The sequence below is a fragment of the Psychrobacter sp. NG25 genome, assembly GCF_015234355.1.
GTDB lineage: Bacteria > Pseudomonadota > Gammaproteobacteria > Pseudomonadales > Moraxellaceae > Psychrobacter.
In genome coordinates, this window is the sequence record NZ_JADGMV010000001.1 from 617,020 (window position 1) to 636,584 (window position 19,565).

The following is a 19,565-nucleotide window of genomic DNA, read 5'->3' on the forward strand; positions in this document are numbered from 1 at the left end:
GAAAAAATAGCTAAAAAACTGTCTCTAAGGATATCGTCATGAGTTCAGGTTCTAACAAAGGTCATGAAAATTATTCAAAAGCCAATGTCATAGCATCCTATTTATTCTTTGGTGGAGCCATTGGTGGCAGCTTAATAGGATTAATAATAGCTATGCTGATGGTCTTAGAAGCTGTCTTGCAAAGTGATGTCTTGCAGAATATCGTTAGATCAATAGTGCTAGCTGTATTAGCAGTACCTATCTGTGCATTCTTTGGTTTCATGATAGATCTGATCCCTGCAGCATTGACTGGTTGTTTAGTCGCGAGTTTGAAGCTATACCGCAATTATAAAGGTTTATCGTATTCAGCTATCATCGGTACAGTATCGACGGTTATCTGTACTTTGTTATTCATGGTCTTTAACGACATACCTTTCTCACTTACTGCTTGTATCTTTGCTGCCTTTATCGGAAGTTCTAGTGGATATTTCACAGGGTTATTTGTCTTACCAAAGGCATGATTCACAAAGATAAGTTACATAATTAATCATCAATTCTCCACAGTAATTTCATGGGCTTTGCCAACGCCATATTTATACTAAATTAACGATGAATGTTAATGGGATAAATAGAATGAAAACGAATAATGAGTTAGGTGCGTACCCTTATGTACAAGTGGTTGTTCTGTTTGCAGGGGTTGGTAGCTTGGTTGGTGGGCTGGTAGCACAGCTGTTCTTGTTATTCATATTTAGGGATGCTAATTTTGCTCAAATAGGTTATCAGCCATTACTCTATGTTGGATTACTGGGTTTTATCCCTGCTTTATTAACGGGCATGATTGTCGCTAGTCAACAGATATGGCGCGGTGATTATAAGAGTCTACGCACAACATTTTTAGTTGGGTTCGTAACATCAGCATGTTATATGGGCGCAATCGTTTTATACTTAGGCATAAATTCATTGATAGAGATTGGCGTGCTATTGGCATTTATGTTTGCTATAGGGATGTTTGGTGCTATCAATTCAGCGATTGCTAGCTGCATTGCTTTGCCAAAAGTATGTAAAAGTCGTTTTGATATAACGGCTAAAAAAGAAGACGATAACTATAACGGGTTACGTTTTACTGAAAAATAATATACATAGGGAGTAAGGTATGAATATTCTAATCAGTGGTGGTTCAGGGTTTTTGGGTAGTGCGTTCAGCGAGGAGATTCAACAGCGTTATCAACAGGATAATAGAAATATACACGTCACTTGGCTGACACGTGATGATAGCCAAGCACATCCCAATAATATTGAAATGATGACTTATGATGAGCTATCAAAAACAGAAAATACCTTTGATATTATTTTAAACCTAGCAGGCGCAGGTATTGCCGACTCGCGTTGGAGCGATGAGCGCAAAGAGCAGTTGCTCGCCAGTCGCATCAAACCGACCGAATCAATACTGGCATTTATTGCTCGCACCACTATCAAACCGAAGCTGCTAGTCAGTGGTTCAGCGATTGGCTGGTACGGCACGCAAGGTGATAAGCCATTAACCGAAAGCAGTGGTTTTGAGACCGACTTTTCACATCAGTTATGTGAACAATGGGAACAGCTAGCTTTGACAGCAACAGAATATGGTGTACCTGTGGCTATCGTGCGAACTGGTGTAGTTATTCATCCTGAGGGCGGAATGGTTGGTAAGCTTTTGACACCATTTAAAATGGGTGTCGGTGGTCAGTTGGGTAATGGTCAGCAGATCATGAGCTGGATCAGTCGTGAAGATTGGGTAGGCGCAGCGATATTTATCATTGAGCAGCATCTTGCTAGTTATACGCAAAGTCAGGCTACACAGGGTAATCTATTAAAAACGGCAACGGAAAACGATACGCCAGCGTTTGTGTATAACTTAACGTCGCCAAACCCAGTAAGTAATCATACTTTTACCAAAACGCTTGGAGCATGGCTGCATCGTCCGACCTTTTTTACCTTGCCTAATTTTTTACTCAAGTTGATGTTTGGTGAGATGTCGACACTATTGATAGATGGTCAAAAAGTATTACCACAAGCATTGCAGGACGCAGGTTATGAGTTCCAGCAGCCAACGCTCAAGCAAGCATTAGCAGAGCAGAAGTCATAAATGACTAGGTAGCTGTTTCATGTGAAACATAGCTATTCCATATCTAAGCTTTAAGTTTCATGTGAAACCTACATAGAGGTGTTTATGAGCAACATTGAGAGCAGCGTTACAGTTAGTGTCTCCAATTATCCGAAAGGTAAAGTAATAGGCATCTATGGGCTCTTAGGTGGTGCGATAGGAGGTCTAATTGCTACTTCTTTTATAATTGTATTTTCTGTAATTGAGGGAAGTACTTCTCTGCAAGAAATATCAGACTTTATAAAAATACTAGCAGTTGGTGCGGTTTTTGGTTTCCCTTTGGGTTTGTTGCCTGCATTATTGACTGGCTATAGCGCATACAAACTTGAGATTTATTTTGATTCTATGAGAAAGGTACTGCCCTTATTTACTGTTGGTTTTATGAGCACGTTTCTATGTATAGTTTGGTTTATGTTAAAGTCGGATTCGATAGATTCCGTAGTAAATATCATGCTAGTTTGCTGTATTGGTGGCGCAAGCGCGATAGCCACTGGTCTTATCGCACTACCTAAACATAAATAAAATTTATCTACGCGTTTCACTTTTGACAGAAATAAAATAAATAATACTAAGCCAATTAAATTAAGTGGTCGCGCCAGTAAGACAGCTACTGCTTATCACTAAGTAAGGAGAACATCATGCGTCATCCTTCGTTAGCCAATATTGAATGGCAAGATTTGCGTCAGCTTAGTCTGAGCGAGACTGTTTATAATATTTTTTTATCATTACCTTTGCTATTGCTGTCATGGTGGAGCGCGTGGCAAGGGTGGTGGTTACTTGCACTTGTGGCGACTTTTTTCTTTTTTACCGCTGCACTGAGACAAGCACATGATTGTTATCATCGAACATTGGGAGTAGGGAGGCTTGCTACTGAGCTCATGCTGTTTTTACTTAGTATCACGATGCTCTGTAGCACGCATGCCATTCGGCACACACATCTCAACCATCATCGAGATCCGCTTGGCGATAGCGATGTCGAGGGTAACTGGGCTCGCCTGCCTTGGTATCAGGCAATATTAGGTGGCGGGATTTTTTCAATTGCGATTCAGTGGTTTGGCTTGACGCATGGTAGTCGCCGCAATCGCATTCTGGTTGCCTGTGATATGTTCCTCATTTTCGCAGTGATTGCCACTGCTTTTATTACGATGCACCCAGTTTTGATATATCACGTATTAGTGATGATATTGGCCAATACGATGGTGGGGTTCTTTGCTGTATGGAGTGTACATCATGGTTGTGATGACGTGGCATATGCCCGCAGTGAGCGTCATCCACTGATTAATCTATTGACCTTTAATTTGCTCTATCACATCGAGCATCATCTGTTCCCAGCAGTGCCGACCAATCACTTACCGATACTAGCCAAGCGCTTAGATGCCGCCGCACCGCAGTGGACGCAGCAGCCCGTCATTCCCTTTTTAGTACCAGTCAATAAGTATCCAGTAGTACACATGACCGAAAAAGTTAACAGTCTTAATACTGAGGTATCACTCATAAAGGAGTCCTAACATGATTATCCAAAACCATATCAACAGCTATCGAGAGCAAGCGAGTTTATCCATTACCATGTACTACGATGATGCGTGTGTGATATGCAGCACCGAGGCGCATAACATGAAAAAGCGTCAACCAGAGAAGATACACTTAGTTTCTGTAGAGGAGGGGCTAGATGAGCTGGCGGCCGCAGGATTCAGCCGTGAGGATGCGATGACGTATATGTGTATGAAAGACAGTTACGGCAATTGGTACACACATATGGATGCTGTACGTCTGCTATATAAGACAGGCGGCGTTAAATGGTCACCGTTGTTGTTTTTGCCAGTGATCAAGCAACTAGGCAACTTCACTTATCCGTATGTCGCTCGCAATCGCTATCGAATTCCAAACTGGGTGACCAAGATGATATATGGCACAGCAGTCACGCAAGCGTGTGAAAATGGCGTCTGCAAAATAGCGCCAGATAAACGCTGAGGCAGTTGTGTCAAAAACAATAAGACGGCTCTACTGCAAGCCGTTTTATGGCATGTCGTTTGTCGTAATAGTATGTGCATTCTTATTTGATATCAAAAGAACAATAAGGCTGATAACACCCACGAATAATGATAATAAAGCGCCTGTTATTAACGTCATGACAAAGCTTGATAAGAAGGGTCGGTGAAAATCTAACCCTAAAAGTTCAACGATATAGCTAGCAGCTACCCCTGCCAAAATCTCTGGTGATATAAAAGGAAAAATAGGCATGGCTAGATTCAAAATCTGTAGTCCTGCTTTTACGTAGACGCCTTTCTGTAGTGCTGTGATAAAACGATGCCACTGGTTTTTACGTGCAAAATCATCAAGTAACGTATAAAAGACAATAAAGCAGCTAACACCTGCTACCATACCAGCTATAGATAACCAAGAATTACCGTTTAATACCACACCCCATACAAAGCCTGCTATTGCACTGATACAAATCCAAAGTGTCCAAAAACCCCAGCGCTTATTCATTTTTTCACCTTTGTTTTCTATTTAGCATATGTGCTCAACATTCACCATTAAGTGTACAAGCGAAGCTGATCAGCTTTGATGTAAAGCGTATGAAGTTTTGATGAAAAAAATTTAATATATGTAGTAAAAAGAATATTTAAAGTAAAATAGGGTCATCTTTATATATATCAGACGCTATTATGTGGTTCTTTATAATTTTGACTCAACTGCTTGCTTTCATGACTTGTATTCTGCTTTGGTGGTTTATCAAACCAAGAAAAACTATTGCAAAAACTACGCTGATGTCTACCGTCTTTGTCATTAACAATGGTTTTTTAATCTATGGTCTCAGCGACTTTTGGGGCGAGCGTTTTAACGTTTATCTGGTCATTGGTATCTTACAAGGCTTTATGTTATATGCAGGTGTCGCCACTGCTGTCTTAGCACTCTTTTTTAATAAGTTGTTAAAATTTCAGCCGCGCCCTAAATTGTTACGCGTGTTTGCGCTGACGACTTATGCGTCTATTGTAAGCTTGGCTGTATTTAATGCGTATTCGCCTGTGGTACATCGTTTGACGGTTACGACAGATAAGCCCATGAATAAGCCCATGAGCATAGCCTTAGTATCTGATACTCATTGGAGTAGGTGGTTTGGTAATCACCAGATAGATAAACTGGTAGCTTTAGTCGATGCACAAAACCCTGATGTGGTCGTTATAGCAGGAGATATCATGCATGACACGACGATCGCTTATGACAATACCAACATGCATGAGCATTTATCAAAGCTGAAGGCGCCACTTGGGGTTTATGCTACTTTAGGTAATCACGATTATAGAGGTTACGATGAAGCAATAGCTCAGGCGGTTGAGGCAGCAGGAATCAAAGCGCTTGATAATGAGAGTGTGCTGCTCAATGATTCAGTGTGGTTGGTTGGGCGTTCAGATGATGTCGACCAGACTAGGTTGTCAGCGGATGAGTTATTGACTCAAGTTGATACTGATAAGCCTGTGGTGTTTTTAGAGCATCGTCCTTCTATGATGGAAGAGATAAAAGAGTTGCCAGTGGATTTACATCTGTCTGGGCATACTCATGGTGGGCAAATTTTTCCATTAACGATACTGATGAATTGGTTCTCACCGCTAAACTATGGTACCAAAACAATAGAGAGTACGCAGTTTTTAGTAACGTCAGGTTATGGCATAGGAGCAGTGCCTTTTAGATTAGGCACACGTTCGGAGATTTGGATGATTACGTTGCAGGCAGCAAAGTCATAAGTTTAATTATATAATAAGATAAAACAGAATAGGAACGCCCATGCGCTACGTGTTTTTTGCAGTCATCATTGGTTTGCTGCAACTATTTAGCTTGGGCGCCGCATTAAGCCTAAAGTGGTGGTTACAGCATTGGACAACCTCCACATTACAAACAGCGGTCATGATAACGGTTTTTATAATCAGTAATGGTTTGCTGCTGCTAAGCGTCAGCAAACTGCTCGCAAATAGCTACCGATGGGTGAGTGGTTGGATGCTAGTGATGCATTTTATAATACTTACTGCTGGAATTACCGGTGCGGTGTATGGCAGTTATTTATTAAGCACAATGGTATTTGGCAGTATAATCAGTCAATCAGAAACCATCGCTTTTGGCCTTCGCACATTTGCCTTTGTCTTATTCATTGGGCTGTTTGTTTACGCCTTACATAGCGCTTATGTGCCAGTGGTAAGGAAGCGCACCATTCATATCAATAAGTCTATGCAGGGACAATTACGTATTGCAGTGGCCAGTGATTTACATTTGGGCCGCTTGTTTGGGAATCGTGCGATTGATAGATTAGGTCGTCTGCTTGTTGAGCAGCGCGCTGATATGTTGTTGATGCCGGGCGATATCATGGATGACAATACGAACGCCTATACAGCATATGATATGCAGACCAACCTGACCAAACTTTGCGATCAATTGCCCTTAGGTGCGTATGCCACACTAGGCAACCATGATTTATATGGCCATGAGCGACCGATTAGTGACTCGTTACGCAGTGCTGGTGTGCATTTATTGAATGATGATGTGCTGTGTATTAATCATCAAGATCAACCAGTTTGGTTGATTGGACGTTTTGACAATCATAAGCGTGAGCGAGTCGCAACCACCGAGCTGTTATCGCAAGTAGATACCACTGTGCCCGTGATACTGCTAGATCATAGACCGAGTGATATTATAGAACATAGCAAGCTGCCTATTGATTTACAGGTATCAGGTCACACACATGATGGGCAAATATTTCCCGCCAACTTTATTGTGCGAGCCATCAACCGTCTGGGTTACGGTTATGAGGCCATTGGGCTTGGGCACTTTGTGGTGTCATCAGGCTATGGCTTTTGGGGCATTCCTTTTCGATTGGGGTCACGCTCTGAGATATGGCTTATCACCGTTCAGTCAGCAGTCTGACAAAGCGTGTGTACCCATTTAGCAAAATCACTGATAATGTGATTGACCTCGTGGTTTAGACCACTATGAATGCTCATCAAATGAATAAAGCCATGCGGTGCGCCCAGTACTGTATGGACTTTAACCGGATACCCTTTGGCTTTTAGCTGCTCGGCATAATCAAGCGCTTCATCGCGCAAAATATCAAGCTCTGCGGCCACGATATAGCTTGGGCACATGTTAGTGCTATCACCACGTGCCACCGAAACAAAGCCATGCTCTGGCGGGATGGTACTATGCCCTACATAAGCGGCGTCAAACACTTCAGCATCATTGTGATCTAAAAACAGCCCGTCACCGTACAGTGCCCAACTAGGGTGTTCGGCGGTAATATCGATCACAGGATAAAGCGGTAGCTGCGCCAATGGCTGTGGCAAGCGCTGGATGGTTTGCATATCAGTTGCGCCATGTATCTTCAATTGCTGCCATTGCGCCTCGTCAGGTGAAATCACTTGCTGTGCCACTAGTGTTGCAAGGCATCCACCTGCACTGTCTCCTGATAAAACAATCCGAGAGGGTAACGCACCCATCGTATGACAATGTTCTGATAGCCATAAATAAGCGGCTAAACAATCTCTGAGGGCCATTGGAGCAGTATATTCAGGAGCCAATCGATAGTCGACACTCGCAACTGCCCAGCCAGTTTGCTGGCAGACTGTATGGCAAAATTCATGATGCGTATCAATATCACCGATACAAAACCCACCACCATGAATAAATAGCATCACAACTTTATCAGGATTGCTCTTTTCCCCTGCCCCATAGCAGCATATCTGCATGTCTTCGCCATCGGCATTAGCAATCGTTTTGTCTTGCCAAGTTACTTGCTGACTAGTTGTTTTCTTAGTTTGCAGGCTTTTAGCTTGCGGATTTTTAGCTTGCACCCGTGTGCTATTTGGTTGCGTCTGCCAAACGGCTGGCGATTGCATCGATACCGCGTCTACAGCAAACTTTTTGCGCATCTGTGTGAGCTGAGATACGGTTAACGGTCGCTTCATTTTTCTATTGGCACCAATAATGGCGCGCAAATGCCCGTCAGCATGTGGATACTGTGCCATGGTGGGCGAATTTAGAGACCGGTTCAGTCGCTCTAATAATGGAGCTGGCAAGTGGCCCAAGCTCTTTAACGCATAGTGCAAGGCGTGTCTACGGTAGCGTGATACAGGTAACGTTAGCATGGGCATAAGGGTCCTCACTGAATTAGATGATTGGTACAGGCTTAAACGCATCATTATTAAAGTACATTTATCAAAATACCGCTGTCAAAATATGATTTGAACAATAAGGGGTTGTACTCATAAGTCGCTGTACGTTACTCATATTCGAATTACTAGTAGTAACACAACAGAATACGGGTATTGCTGTTTATATAATGTTGTTTACAGCGTCACTACTCATACTATCAATAGTTTGTGGCTCAAGGTGATAAAATAGCTATTAAAAGCAGTTGTTAGAAATTCTTCGCATTAAAGTAAAAAAATACTCTTCTTAGGCTTGAAATTTATACTCATCACCTTTATCAAGCAGCTAGTAAAGCGCATTAATAAAAACAATGAGCAAAATGTTTTAAGTATCTAATAAGGTAGCAGTATGACTGGCGATGAGCCTATCTATTGCGTTCTATATGAATCGTCATTATTACATTCTAAGGAGCTATCATGAGCGAGAAAAATACCAACCACGAATCTGCTGAGCAAACTGTGGTGCATGACAACATCGGCCATACTGACAGTATTCTAGAAGAAACGATGAAAGAGTTTGATCCACAAAATAATTCAGGCGAAGAGATGACTATCGAAAACGATATCGATCTTGATACTTTTAAAGCGCGCATCGCTGAGTTAGAAGGCGAAGTTAAGCAAGCCAAAGAAACCACTGCTCGTGCTAATGCAGAAGCTTACAATGCACAAAAACGCATGGAGCAAGAAGCTGATAAAAGTAAAAAATTCGCTCTACAAAAATTTGCTAAAGAGCTATTAGATATCGTTGATAACTTAGAGCGTGCCATGGAAAATGCCAACGCCAACGATCCAGTAGCTGAAGGTGTGCAATTGACGCATAAAGCGCTATTAGCACTACTCACCAAAAACGGCGTAGAAGCAGTTGATCCACAAGGCGAAAAGTTTAACGCTGATTTTCATGAAGCCGTTGGTATTGATGCAGATGCTGAAGCGGATACCGTGGGAACCGTACTACAAAAAGGCTATAGCTTGAATGGTCGTCTGTTGCGCCCAGCAATGGTACGCGTCGGTCAATAGTATTTAAGCTGACATTGTCTGAAGCAGTAGTGTTTGAAGTTATGACTTGATTATATAATCAGCAAACAATCAGTCTTTAATTGTGCTAAACCTCATTATTAGTAAGGGTTTTCACAAAAAGTCACATAAAAGGCAATTTTTGCGTGGCTTCTGACTTGAAAAAATTAATAAGTAAACCGATATATAGCAACAAGTGACCGACTATGGTCTGAACATATAAGTATTTATATTGAAAATAAATTAGGAGCATTTGATTATGGGTAAAGTAATTGGTATTGATCTAGGTACAACGAACTCATGTGTTGCAGTAATGGAAGGTGATAAAGTTAAAGTCATCGAAAATGCTGAAGGCACTCGCACTACACCATCGATCGTCGCTTACAAAGATGACGAAATCCTCGTTGGTCAGTCAGCTAAGCGTCAAGCGGTAACGAACCCAAACAACACTTTGTTTGCGATCAAGCGTTTGATCGGTCGTCGTTTTGATGACAAAGTCGTGCAAAAAGACATCGGTATGGTGCCTTACAAAATCGCTAAAGCAGATAACGGCGATGCATGGGTAGAAATCAACGGCAAAAAATTAGCGCCACCACAGGTTTCTGCTGAAATCTTGAAAAAAATGAAAAAAACAGCAGAAGATTATCTTGGTGAGAGCGTGACTGAAGCGGTTGTAACTGTACCTGCTTACTTCAATGACTCACAACGTCAAGCAACTAAAGATGCAGGTAAAATCGCTGGTCTTGATGTAAAACGTATCATTAACGAACCAACTGCTGCTGCTCTTGCTTATGGTATGGACAAGAAGCAAGGCGATAGCACTGTTGCTGTATATGACTTGGGTGGTGGTACTTTTGACGTATCAATCATTGAAATCGCTGACGTTGATGGCGAGCAGCAGTTCGAAGTACTTGCAACCAACGGTGATACTTTCCTTGGTGGCGAAGACTTTGACTCAGCATTGATTGACTTTTTAGTAGACGAGTTCAAAAAAGACCAAGACGTTAACCTAAAAGGTGACTCTCTTGCGATGCAGCGTCTAAAAGAAGCCGCAGAAAAAGCAAAAATCGAGCTATCAAGTGCTCAAAGCACTGAAGTGAACCTGCCTTATATTACTGCTGATAGCAGTGGTCCTAAGCATTTGGTTGTTACTATCAGCCGCTCAAAACTAGAAAGCCTAACGGAAGAACTAGTACAGCGTACTATGGGTCCTTGTAAGATTGCTCTTGAAGATGCTGGTCTAAAAATCGGCGATATCGATGACGTTATTCTAGTTGGTGGTCAGACTCGTATGCCACTAGTACAGCAAAAAGTACAAGAATTCTTCGGTCAAGAGCCACGTAAAGATGTGAACCCTGATGAAGCCGTAGCCGCTGGTGCAGCTATTCAAGGTGCCGTATTGTCTGGTGACAAAACTGACGTATTGCTACTTGATGTGACGCCACTGACACTAGGTATCGAAACGATGGGTGGTGTAATGACGCCAGTTATCGAGAAAAACACGATGATTCCTACTAAGAAGTCACAGGTGTTCTCAACTGCTGAAGACAACCAACCAGCAGTAACGATTCAGGTGTATCAAGGTGAGCGTAAAATCGCTAACCAAAACAAACAGCTTGGTCGTTTTGACTTGACTGATATTCCACCAGCACCACGTGGTCTGCCACAAATCGAAGTAACTTTTGACATCAATGCTGATGGTATCATGAACATCTCAGCAACTGACAAAGGTACTGGTAAAGCACAAAGCATCCAAATTAAAGCGGATTCTGGCTTGTCGGACGAAGAAGTTGAACAAATGGTTCGTGATGCAGAAGCCAATGCTGCTGAAGATGAGAAGTTCGCTAACCTAGCGCAAGTACGTAATGAAGCAGATGGCCGCATTCATGCCGTGCAAAAAGCACTAAAAGAAGCAGCAGATAAAGTATCTGATGAAGAAAAATCTTCAGTTGAGACTGCTATCACTGAACTTGAAGCCGCGGCGAAAGAAGATGATCATGATGACATCAAAGCTAAGCTTGAAGCGTTAGATAATGCTTTCTTACCAGTTAGCCAGAAGATCTATGCTGATGCAGGCGCTGGCGCAGAAGGTATGGATCCAAGCCAGTTCCAACAAGGTGCAGACGGTGCAGCAGATAGCAGCCAAGCCGATGACGACGTTGTTGATGCTGAGTTTACTGAAGTAGACGAAGACAAAAAGTAATACTGCTAATCTACTAACTAGTTAAATTAAAAAACGCATCCTTCGGGATGCGTTTTTTTTGTGGCTAATATTTCTACGAGTTGTCATTACTTCTACTATAGTCAAAGAACTCTAAAATGGGTACAAGGCAGCCGACTGCAGATTGTACAAGTAGTACATCTAAGGAGGGTAACGCCGTAGCAGTTTAGTATTTCACCGACTATATAAGTTGAGGGTTTAAGTTTTAAACACACTCACTGTTAGCACCTCATACGTTAAATTCACACAAGGCTGTCCTGCTTCATCTTGTGCTGAGAAGTGTTGCCAATAGTCTGATTCAAATTGTTTTAGACGCGATTTTGTCCACATAAAGGTCTGGGTGTTATCTGATTGTACTTGTGTCTGATTGGTTGATACGCCAGTCAGTTGCATATGTTTTAGGATAGCGTAGGGGGTAGGGAAGGGTAGATCAAAGCGCTGAGTTGAGAGTTCGATATTCTCAAAACCTGCATCAACCAATGCTGATTGCCACTTATCGATATCTGGGTAGTAAAGCCCTTGACCGGTTAGCGTCTTAATTTGCAAAAAGTTATTTGGGGTAAAGGTACTAAAGACCAGTTGCCCTCCAGTTTGTAGACTGCGTGCTGACTGCGTGACAAAATTCAATGGATCATCAAACCACTGCACCGCATTGGCACTGACAATCAAACTATGATTTGACTCTAAGTCTATGGTTTCAGCATCACCAATGACGATATCAGCAGTTGGTAGTATGGATTGCAATGTAGCAGCCTGCTCACTACATAACTCATTAATGACCCAGTGCTGGCTTTGGATATGCTCAGCGAGTAGGCGCGTCATTTGACCTGTGCCTGCACCCATTTCTAGCACACTGCTTTGCTTGGACTGAGCAATGTTTTCTAGTAAATACTGACAGACTGTTTGCTGAATATTGGCATGTTGGTCATAGTCACCAGCACTCGCAAAATGACGAGCGATGGTTTGCTTTCTAGCACTGAGGTCATCAGGTGTGTCGAGTGTTTTCATAGAGTGTATTACATCCAATTGAGCCAGTTATCAATCGATACAGTCATTCCACTATAAAAATATTACTGCGTTAACCGCGCTTGAAGTATTAAATATACATCTACGTTCGGTTGCCTTGTACTACTTTTAAATTGAATCGACTATAGTAGGACCATTGTCCTTGCTAGATAATGGAATTATAACTGTTGTATTAGCCGTTCGCAGTCTTCGTGGGTTAATTTGGCATTCATCACTAAGCGAATACGAGCAGTGTTTTCAGGAACGGTGGGTGGTCTAATAGGCAATGCGTAGAACCCTGCTGTTTGTAACTGGTTCGCTTTAGTAAGCGCACGCGCATTATCGCCCAATATATAAGGAATGATAGGAGAGTCATAACTGATATGTTGAGCAGTAGGTGATACACGGTGTTGTGGGTCGATAGCCTGACTAAGTGTGATAGACAATTGCGCTAAATGCATACGTTGATCAGTTAACTGCGGCATTTTGGCTAAGATAAAGCGTGTCCAGGCATGATTGATAGGTGGTAATGCCGTACTAAAAATTAGTGGGCGCATCGTATTAATCAGCCAGTGTTTGACGACCTCATCACACATGATATAAGCGCCAACTGAAGCGAAGGCTTTCCCAAATGTCCCCACCAAATAATCGATATCGGACAACGTATTTGTTTCTTCTGCTAGACCCAATCCTGTTTCACCTAAAACACCGACGGCATGTGCTTCATCGACATATAGCTCAATACGAGTGTCATTTGCTTTTAATTGCACCAGCTGAGGTAAGTCGGCGCGGTCACCATCCATACTAAAAATACTCTCAGTGATAATAATGATGCGCTCAACCGTTTCATCTGCTTGCTCAATGAATCTGGCCAAATGCTCGTAATCGTTGTGACGGTAACGACGATAGGTGACCAGTTTGCTTTGGCTCAGACGCAACCCATCGATAATACTCGCATGTACTAGCTTGTCAGCCAAAATAAGTGTTTTGACTGGTAGGGCAGTCAGTGCTGGCAATATACCAAGATTTGCATGATAGCCACTGTTTAATACCAACACTGATTTTGAGGCAGATATGTTCTGCTTGTCGGTAGCATTCTGATACCAGCTTTGCAATTCAGACTCTAATGCTTGCAACTGTATATCGTTTCCTGTGAGGAGCCGTGAGGAAGTGGCACTCATTTTAGGTGTCTGTGCAGTGGGTAGCTGTTCTATTTGATTAAGAAACTCAGTCTGTAACTCGATATCACCACCCAAGCCAAGATAATCGTTACTCGCAATGTTGAGCAAAGCTTTACCCTCGCTCATGACGTATTGCCCCTTGTGTTGCAGGTTTGGCAATTGGCGATATTGTTGGTTTGCTTTGAGGTCTTCGAGCGCTACTTGTAGACGATCAGTGATGAGATTGGTCATTCTTTCTTCCTTCATTTTTGTTATTTGACAGTATTTAAGGCATTTTAAGCTTGGTTTTTTAGTAGGAAGAGCGTGAAATGAGTAGGGATTATTGCATAAATGGGCTGGTTGTAACAAAAGGTTTCATATCTTGGCCTTTGTAACCCACTCGCTGATGAAAACTTGCAAATCTTAACTCTCATACTATTAAACACTGACAGAGTGTCTGAAATAGTTTGTTACTATTACATTCATCGTAGCAAGCAAGACGATAGGGCTATAAGAGCCAGTATAAATAAATAGATAACTTGTTTGTTTAAATGGATGTTAAGGAGCTAATAATGAAAATTCTACAAAAAACTCTAATCACGCTAGCAGCGGGTTCTTTATTAAGCATGGGCGCACAAGCCGCAACGTCCTATAGCAACGGCTACACTGGTCAACCGTATATCGGTGCCAAAGTCGGTCAGTTTGATTTAGATATTGATAACGCAGATGATCCTACTGCTTATGGTGTCTATGGTGGTTACAACTTCGATTCTACTTTCGGTGTTGAAGCTGAATATGTCGGCTCAGATGATGCTGATTATAGAAACGGTGACCTCGATGCCAAAACTTATGGCGCATACGGTACCGCACGTTATCAGTTCCCAAATACTGGCTTGTACGCCAAAGGTAAGCTAGGTGTGGCTAAGACTGAAGTGGATGGTGACTACACCAACGGTTTGGTTAAAGTCTCAAACTCTAGCAGTGATACTGGTATTGCTGGTGGTGTAGGTCTTGGTTATTCAGTCAATCCTAATTTTGGTGTCGAAGCTGAATATTCAATGATGGACAGCGATGTAGATGCCAAACTCTTGACCGTCGGTGCTCAATTAAAATTCTAAATATTTTTTATAACCCTTTTTATTGAAGGCTTATCTGATGGGTTTTCCTCATACAGATAATATATACCAATCAAAAATGTAATTTTAAGGAAATAAAATGAAAACTCTACAAAAAACTCTAATGGCAGTAGTAGCAGGTTCTTTATTAAGCATGGGCGCACAAGCTGCTGGTTCTTATGGTAATGGCTATACTGGCCAGCCGTATGTTGGTGCTAAAGTCGGTCAATTTGATTTAGATATCAATAATGCTGATGATCCAACTGCTTATGGTGTTTATGCTGGTTATAACTTTGATCCTAACTTTGGTCTTGAAGCTGAATATGTAGGTTCAGATGATGCTGATTACCGTGGTGGTGATATCGATGCTGAATCTTATGGTGCTTATGGTACTTATCGCCATGCGTTCACAGATACTGGTCTATATGCAAAAGGTAAGCTTGGTGTAGCAAGAACTGAGGTAGAAGCTACAAATACTAATTTTGCAGGCGCATCTGATTTCTCAGATCATGATACCAGTCTGGCTGGTGGTGTAGGTCTTGGTTATTCAGTAAACCCTAACTTCAACGTAGAAGCAGAATATGACGTGTTGGGTAGCGATACAGATCTTATGACTGTTGGTGCAAACATCAAGTTCTAAATGTTTGACTAGCTGTACAATGTATAAAAAACGCATCCTTTTGGGTGCGTTTTTTTGCTTGCTATAAAAACAGCATGATAATAACCAAAAAATAGTGCATTAAAAATACGGTTCTGTTAGAATCCTGCATCCAACAATAGTTCATCTAAAATGTATACTCTATTAATCCATCTAGACTGCATTTTATTTGCATTCAATAGGAAGATATATGAATACTTTGCAAAAAGCTTTAATCGCATTATCAGTTGGTTCTTTAATGAGCGTGAGTGCTCAAGCTGCCATGAATTATGCAGGCCAGCCTTACGCTGGTGTAAAAGTGGGTCAGTATAGCCCTGATGCAAGCGGTGTTGATGATGCTGTGTCTTATGGCGTTTACGGTGGTTACAAGTTCACGCCAGCGTTCGGTGTAGAAGCTGAGTATCTGACTACTACTGATGCTGATTCTTTTGAAGATGAGTTTGAGAAGAATGAGTACAGCGCAGATGTTTACGGTATATATGCTACTTATGATTATGCATTCCCTAATACGGCACTGTATGCTAAAGGTCGTTTAGGTATCGCAAAAAATGAAATTGATGTGGATTACACAGATAAAGAAGATTCTAGCGAAAATGATAGCTCTAGTTTTTCCGATACTGGTATTGCAGGTGGTTTAGGTTTGGGTTATAACCTTACTCCTACGGCTTCTTTTGAAGCTATGTATAACATCTATCCTGAAGTTGACGATTTGGATGTTGGTGGTTTCAGCTTAGGCGCGCACTTTAAGTTCTAATTGGCTTGCAAAGAAATAAAAAACGCATCCTTTGGGGTGCGTTTTTTTGCGTTAAATTTTTATAACTTCTCTCATGTTTATTAAGCTGTGAACATCATAGATTGATGATTTTTAAGAAGTTATGAATACTAAAAGTGTGTTACATTGAAAGTTAGAATATCAAAGATAAGAGGTATCGCAGCGATGGACATACTTTGGATGATTGAACCTTGGCATTGGCTCGTTTTAGGCTTTATATTGCTGATTGTTGAGATGTTTGTGCCCACATTTGCAAGCCTATGGTTTGGTGCTGCTGCTATCATTGTTGCAGCCCTTTCATGGTTATTGCCGATTTCAGTCTTTGTTCAAGTGATTATTTGGTTGGTGTTATCGGCTATATTTCTGTTGGCATGGTTCAAATTCATTAAGCCGTTATCGATAGACCGTACCAAAGCAGGTTTGGGTGGCAGCGTTATCGTTGGCGAAACTGGCATGATTATCGTACAGCCGCAGCCAGATAGGGCAGGTACCGTCAGATTTAGTGTACCTATTGTTGGTGCTGCTGAGTGGGTATGCCGCACGAGAGGGGAACAAGTAGCAGTCGGTGATAGAGTGGTCGTGACCGATATCGTCGGCAACGAGTTGATTGTGAGCAGTATGAAATCGCAGGCAGCGATGAATAATAGTAAACAAATATAATAATAGGGGTGGGTTATGGGAAGCTTTAGTATTGTCATGTTGGTCTTGGTGGCACTGGTGGTGTTTACAGTGTTTAAGGGTGTTCGCATCGTACCGCAAGGCTACAAATGGGTGGTGCAGCGCTTGGGGAAATATAGCCAAACGCTAGAGCCTGGGTTAAATCTGATTATTCCTTTCGTCGATGATGTCGCCTATAAAGTGACGACTAAAGACATCGTGCTTGATATTCCATCACAGGAAGTCATTACTCGAGACAACGTGGTGATTATCGCCAATGCAGTGGCTTACATTAATATCGTACGCCCTGACAAAGCAGTATATGGCATCGAAGATTATGAATATGGTATTCGCAATCTGGTACAGACCTCATTACGCTCAATCATCGGTGAGATGGATCTGGATAGTGCCTTGTCGAGTCGCGACGAAATCAAGATGAAGCTAAAGCATGCAATCTCAGAAGATATCGCTGATTGGGGCATCACGCTGAAGACGGTAGAAATTCAAGATATTAACCCATCGCAAACTATGCAAGCGTCAATGGAAGAGCAGGCGGCGGCAGAGCGTCTACGTCGTGCCACAGTGACGCGTGCTGATGGTCAAAAGCAAGCGGCTATCCTAGAAGCCGATGGGCGTCTCGAGGCCTCACGCCGTGATGCTGAAGCGCAGGTAGTGCTAGCGAGAGGCTCAGAAGAGTCGATTCGTTTGATTACCAACGCCATGGGCACAGAAGAGATGCCGATTGTTTATTTGCTTGGTGAGCAGTATATCAAGGCAATCCGTGAACTGGCTGAATCTGATAACTCAAAAATGGTGGTGTTACCTGCTGATATTTTAAGTACCGTAAAAGGTATGGTGGGTGATAAGTTAAAAGTGTAGTAACTATTATTTCAGATAAAAAAAGACCTCAAGCGAGGTCTTTTTTGCGCTATAAACTCAGAGTTGCTTTCTAAAGTTATTTTTTAAAGTTGCTTTAAATCACTTTCGAAAAACGATCTTTATGTTTTGTTTCCAGATATTCATCAAAGACCATCGCAACGTTTCGACCCAATAAGCGTCCACGTGGTAAAACACGAATACCAGCCGCATCCATATCGATGAGTCTATCGTCTTGCATGGCACCGAGCTGTGCTATTTCATCAATAAAATAAGTAATAGCATCGATACCGAATTTCTGATTCACATCTTTAAAATCAACATAGTCATGACAGAGCAAGTTCATAATGACATATTCACGCAGACGATCTTTAATCGACGTCTTGATTACTTTTACCGCTGGCATGACAGTAGGATTGATTTTTGCCATATCAATATTGGCTTGATAGGCTTGCAGATCCGTATCATTCTGTAGGATATAGCGGGTACTGGCATTGGCAATCTGACTGATAGAAGAAACACCGAATCCTAATAGGTCGCAGTCACCCATGATGGTGTAACCTTGGAAGTTACGATGTAATTTACCCTCGCGCTGTGCGATAGCGAGTTCATCATCAGGCTTTGCGAAATGGTCAATACCGATATATTGATAGCCCGCTTCGCTCAACATATTGATGGTATTGCCAAGCATTGTAAGCTTCGCTGCTGGATTGGGTAGGTCTTCATCCTTAATCTGACGTTGCGCTTTAAAGCGCTCAGGCAGATGCGCATAGTTAAACACAGACAGACGATCTGGCGACATCTCTATGATGCGCTGTACCGTTTGGTTAAAGGTATCAGGCGTTTGATGTGGTAAGCCATAAATCAAGTCGATGTTAATAGAGTGAAAGCCAAGTTCGCGCGCCTCGTTGAGCACATTTTCAATCAATTCTGCTGAATGCACACGATTGACAGCGATTTGTACGGTTTCATCTAAATCTTGCACACCTAAACTGATACGGTTGAAACCAAGACCACGCAATACTTTTAGTGTGTCTTCGCTCAGCTCGCGCGGGTCAATCTCAATAGAGTAGTCGCCTTCATTTTCGGGCAAAAACTCAAACTGCGTCTGCAAAAACTGCCACAGTTGAACCATTTCTTCATCGCGCAAAAATGTGGGTGTACCACCGCCCAAATGCAGCTGCTTGACCAATGGCTTGCTGCTACCTTCTGGCACAGATAATAAGCGACGCTTATGCTTAATCTCAGCAATTAAGTACTGCAAATAATCGCCCGAGTCGCTATTTTTTTTGGTAATAATTTTATTGCAAGCACAGTAGTAGCAAAGGTGACGACAGAAAGGGATATGAAAGTACAAAGATAGGGGAGCACGCGCTTCACGGTTCTGCAGGATTTTAGTCTCAAGGTTGTCAGCGATTGGCGCGAACTCTAAAGCCGTTGGATAAGAGGTATATCGTGGCCCTGAGCGATTGTATTTATGAATGATCGCTTCATCAAATGCGGGTAGATGTTTGCTCGTAATACTGCCGCGCAAACTAGCATAAGGGTTGTCTGGTTGCATGACAGGACGTGTCGTGGTCGGCTGCTCTTCGGCGCGATTGTAAGGCTGCTCGATATGGTCAGCACTGTTAGAATTGTTTTGTTCTGGATGTTCTGTCATGCGATATTCCTCGTTTTGACCATATATATTGCTAGAGTTTATGTGGTTCAAGGGTAGCAATTGAAACCGTTCGTTTATGATCACCTTTCTAGCGATATTTATGTCTAA

At 42.2% G+C, this 19,565-nt stretch carries 20 protein-coding genes; 15 read left to right on the top strand and 5 right to left on the bottom strand.

Going from position 1 to position 19,565, the window contains the following annotated elements:
- Nucleotides 1-38 precede the first annotated feature (38 nt).
- The 6 genes from IPZ60_RS02565 (at nt 39) to IPZ60_RS02590 (ending at nt 4,093) form a co-directional block, all read left to right on the top strand.
- Complete coding sequence (locus IPZ60_RS02565; RefSeq protein ID WP_194196284.1) at nt 39-500, top strand: hypothetical protein; 462 nt, start codon at nt 39-41, stop codon at nt 498-500.
- A 112-nt stretch (nt 501-612) separates the two neighbouring features.
- Nucleotides 613-1,113, top strand: coding sequence for a hypothetical protein (locus tag IPZ60_RS02570; RefSeq protein ID WP_194196285.1), 501 nt, complete (start codon nt 613-615; stop codon nt 1,111-1,113).
- A 19-nt stretch (nt 1,114-1,132) separates the two neighbouring features.
- The gene (locus IPZ60_RS02575) at nt 1,133-2,104 is read left to right on the top strand and encodes an epimerase (protein WP_194196286.1); all 972 of its coding nucleotides are present in this window, start codon (nt 1,133-1,135) and stop codon (nt 2,102-2,104) included.
- A gap of 84 nt (nt 2,105-2,188) precedes the next feature.
- The gene (locus IPZ60_RS02580; RefSeq protein ID WP_194196287.1) at nt 2,189-2,644 is read left to right on the top strand and encodes a hypothetical protein; all 456 of its coding nucleotides are present in this window, start codon (nt 2,189-2,191) and stop codon (nt 2,642-2,644) included.
- Nucleotides 2,645-2,760: 116 nt separating this feature from the next.
- Entirely contained in the window at nt 2,761-3,630 is an 870-nt protein-coding gene (locus IPZ60_RS02585; RefSeq protein WP_194196288.1) for a fatty acid desaturase, read from the top strand.
- Nucleotide 3,631: 1 nt separating this feature from the next.
- On the top strand, nt 3,632-4,093 hold the full coding sequence (locus tag IPZ60_RS02590; protein ID WP_194196289.1) for a thiol-disulfide oxidoreductase DCC family protein: 462 nt from the start codon (nt 3,632-3,634) through the stop codon (nt 4,091-4,093).
- A gap of 45 nt (nt 4,094-4,138) precedes the next feature.
- Here the strand turns inward: IPZ60_RS02590 and IPZ60_RS02595 are convergent, their stop codons facing one another.
- The gene (locus IPZ60_RS02595) at nt 4,139-4,612 is read right to left on the bottom strand and encodes a hypothetical protein (RefSeq protein ID WP_194196290.1); all 474 of its coding nucleotides are present in this window, start codon (nt 4,610-4,612) and stop codon (nt 4,139-4,141) included.
- 281 nt (nt 4,613-4,893) lie between these two features.
- Between IPZ60_RS02595 and IPZ60_RS02600 the strand changes: the two genes are divergently transcribed.
- On the top strand, nt 4,894-5,868 hold the full coding sequence (locus tag IPZ60_RS02600) for a metallophosphoesterase (RefSeq protein ID WP_227669180.1): 975 nt from the start codon (nt 4,894-4,896) through the stop codon (nt 5,866-5,868).
- Between the two features lie 40 nt (nt 5,869-5,908).
- A complete protein-coding gene (locus tag IPZ60_RS02605; RefSeq protein WP_194196292.1) occupies nt 5,909-7,039 on the top strand; it encodes a metallophosphoesterase in 1,131 nt (376 codons plus the stop codon).
- Here IPZ60_RS02605 and IPZ60_RS02610 read toward each other — a convergent pair.
- Nucleotides 7,024-8,256, bottom strand: coding sequence for an alpha/beta hydrolase (locus IPZ60_RS02610; protein ID WP_227669181.1), 1,233 nt, complete (start codon nt 8,254-8,256; stop codon nt 7,024-7,026). The genes IPZ60_RS02605 and IPZ60_RS02610 overlap by 16 nt on opposite strands.
- Nucleotides 8,257-8,736: 480 nt before the next feature.
- Between IPZ60_RS02610 and grpE the strand changes: the two genes are divergently transcribed.
- A complete protein-coding gene (gene grpE, locus IPZ60_RS02615) occupies nt 8,737-9,336 on the top strand; it encodes a nucleotide exchange factor GrpE (RefSeq protein ID WP_194196294.1) in 600 nt (199 codons plus the stop codon).
- 256 nt (nt 9,337-9,592) lie between these two features.
- The gene (gene dnaK, locus IPZ60_RS02620) at nt 9,593-11,536 is read left to right on the top strand and encodes a molecular chaperone DnaK (RefSeq protein ID WP_110922170.1); all 1,944 of its coding nucleotides are present in this window, start codon (nt 9,593-9,595) and stop codon (nt 11,534-11,536) included.
- A 216-nt stretch (nt 11,537-11,752) separates the two neighbouring features.
- Here dnaK and IPZ60_RS02625 read toward each other — a convergent pair whose 3' ends face one another.
- Both IPZ60_RS02625 and IPZ60_RS02630 read right to left on the bottom strand, forming a co-directional pair.
- Complete coding sequence (locus IPZ60_RS02625; protein ID WP_194196295.1) at nt 11,753-12,562, bottom strand: methyltransferase domain-containing protein; 810 nt, start codon at nt 12,560-12,562, stop codon at nt 11,753-11,755.
- A gap of 176 nt (nt 12,563-12,738) precedes the next feature.
- Nucleotides 12,739-13,971 (bottom strand): 8-amino-7-oxononanoate synthase, encoded by a 1,233-nt coding sequence (locus IPZ60_RS02630; protein WP_194196296.1) that lies wholly within the window; start codon nt 13,969-13,971, stop codon nt 12,739-12,741.
- Between the two features lie 320 nt (nt 13,972-14,291).
- Between IPZ60_RS02630 and IPZ60_RS02635 the strand changes: the two genes are divergently transcribed.
- The 5 genes from IPZ60_RS02635 to IPZ60_RS02655 all read left to right on the top strand — a co-directional run bounded on the left by IPZ60_RS02635 (nt 14,292) and on the right by IPZ60_RS02655 (nt 17,800).
- The gene (locus tag IPZ60_RS02635) at nt 14,292-14,837 is read left to right on the top strand and encodes a porin family protein (RefSeq protein ID WP_194196297.1); all 546 of its coding nucleotides are present in this window, start codon (nt 14,292-14,294) and stop codon (nt 14,835-14,837) included.
- A gap of 97 nt (nt 14,838-14,934) precedes the next feature.
- Nucleotides 14,935-15,474, top strand: coding sequence for a porin family protein (locus IPZ60_RS02640; protein ID WP_194196298.1), 540 nt, complete (start codon nt 14,935-14,937; stop codon nt 15,472-15,474).
- Between the two features lie 208 nt (nt 15,475-15,682).
- Nucleotides 15,683-16,246, top strand: a complete 564-nt coding sequence (locus tag IPZ60_RS02645; RefSeq protein WP_194196299.1) for a porin family protein — start codon at nt 15,683-15,685, stop codon at nt 16,244-16,246.
- 183 nt (nt 16,247-16,429) lie between these two features.
- A complete protein-coding gene (locus tag IPZ60_RS02650) occupies nt 16,430-16,924 on the top strand; it encodes an NfeD family protein (RefSeq protein WP_227669182.1) in 495 nt (164 codons plus the stop codon).
- A gap of 15 nt (nt 16,925-16,939) precedes the next feature.
- Nucleotides 16,940-17,800 carry an SPFH domain-containing protein gene (locus tag IPZ60_RS02655; protein WP_110922177.1) on the top strand — a complete coding sequence of 287 codons (861 nt, stop codon included), beginning with the start codon at nt 16,940-16,942 and terminating at the stop codon, nt 17,798-17,800.
- Between the two features lie 94 nt (nt 17,801-17,894).
- Here IPZ60_RS02655 and hemN read toward each other — a convergent pair whose 3' ends face one another.
- Entirely contained in the window at nt 17,895-19,358 is a 1,464-nt protein-coding gene (gene hemN / locus IPZ60_RS02660) for an oxygen-independent coproporphyrinogen III oxidase (RefSeq protein WP_194196367.1), read from the bottom strand.
- Between the last annotated feature and the right edge of the window lie 207 nt (nt 19,359-19,565).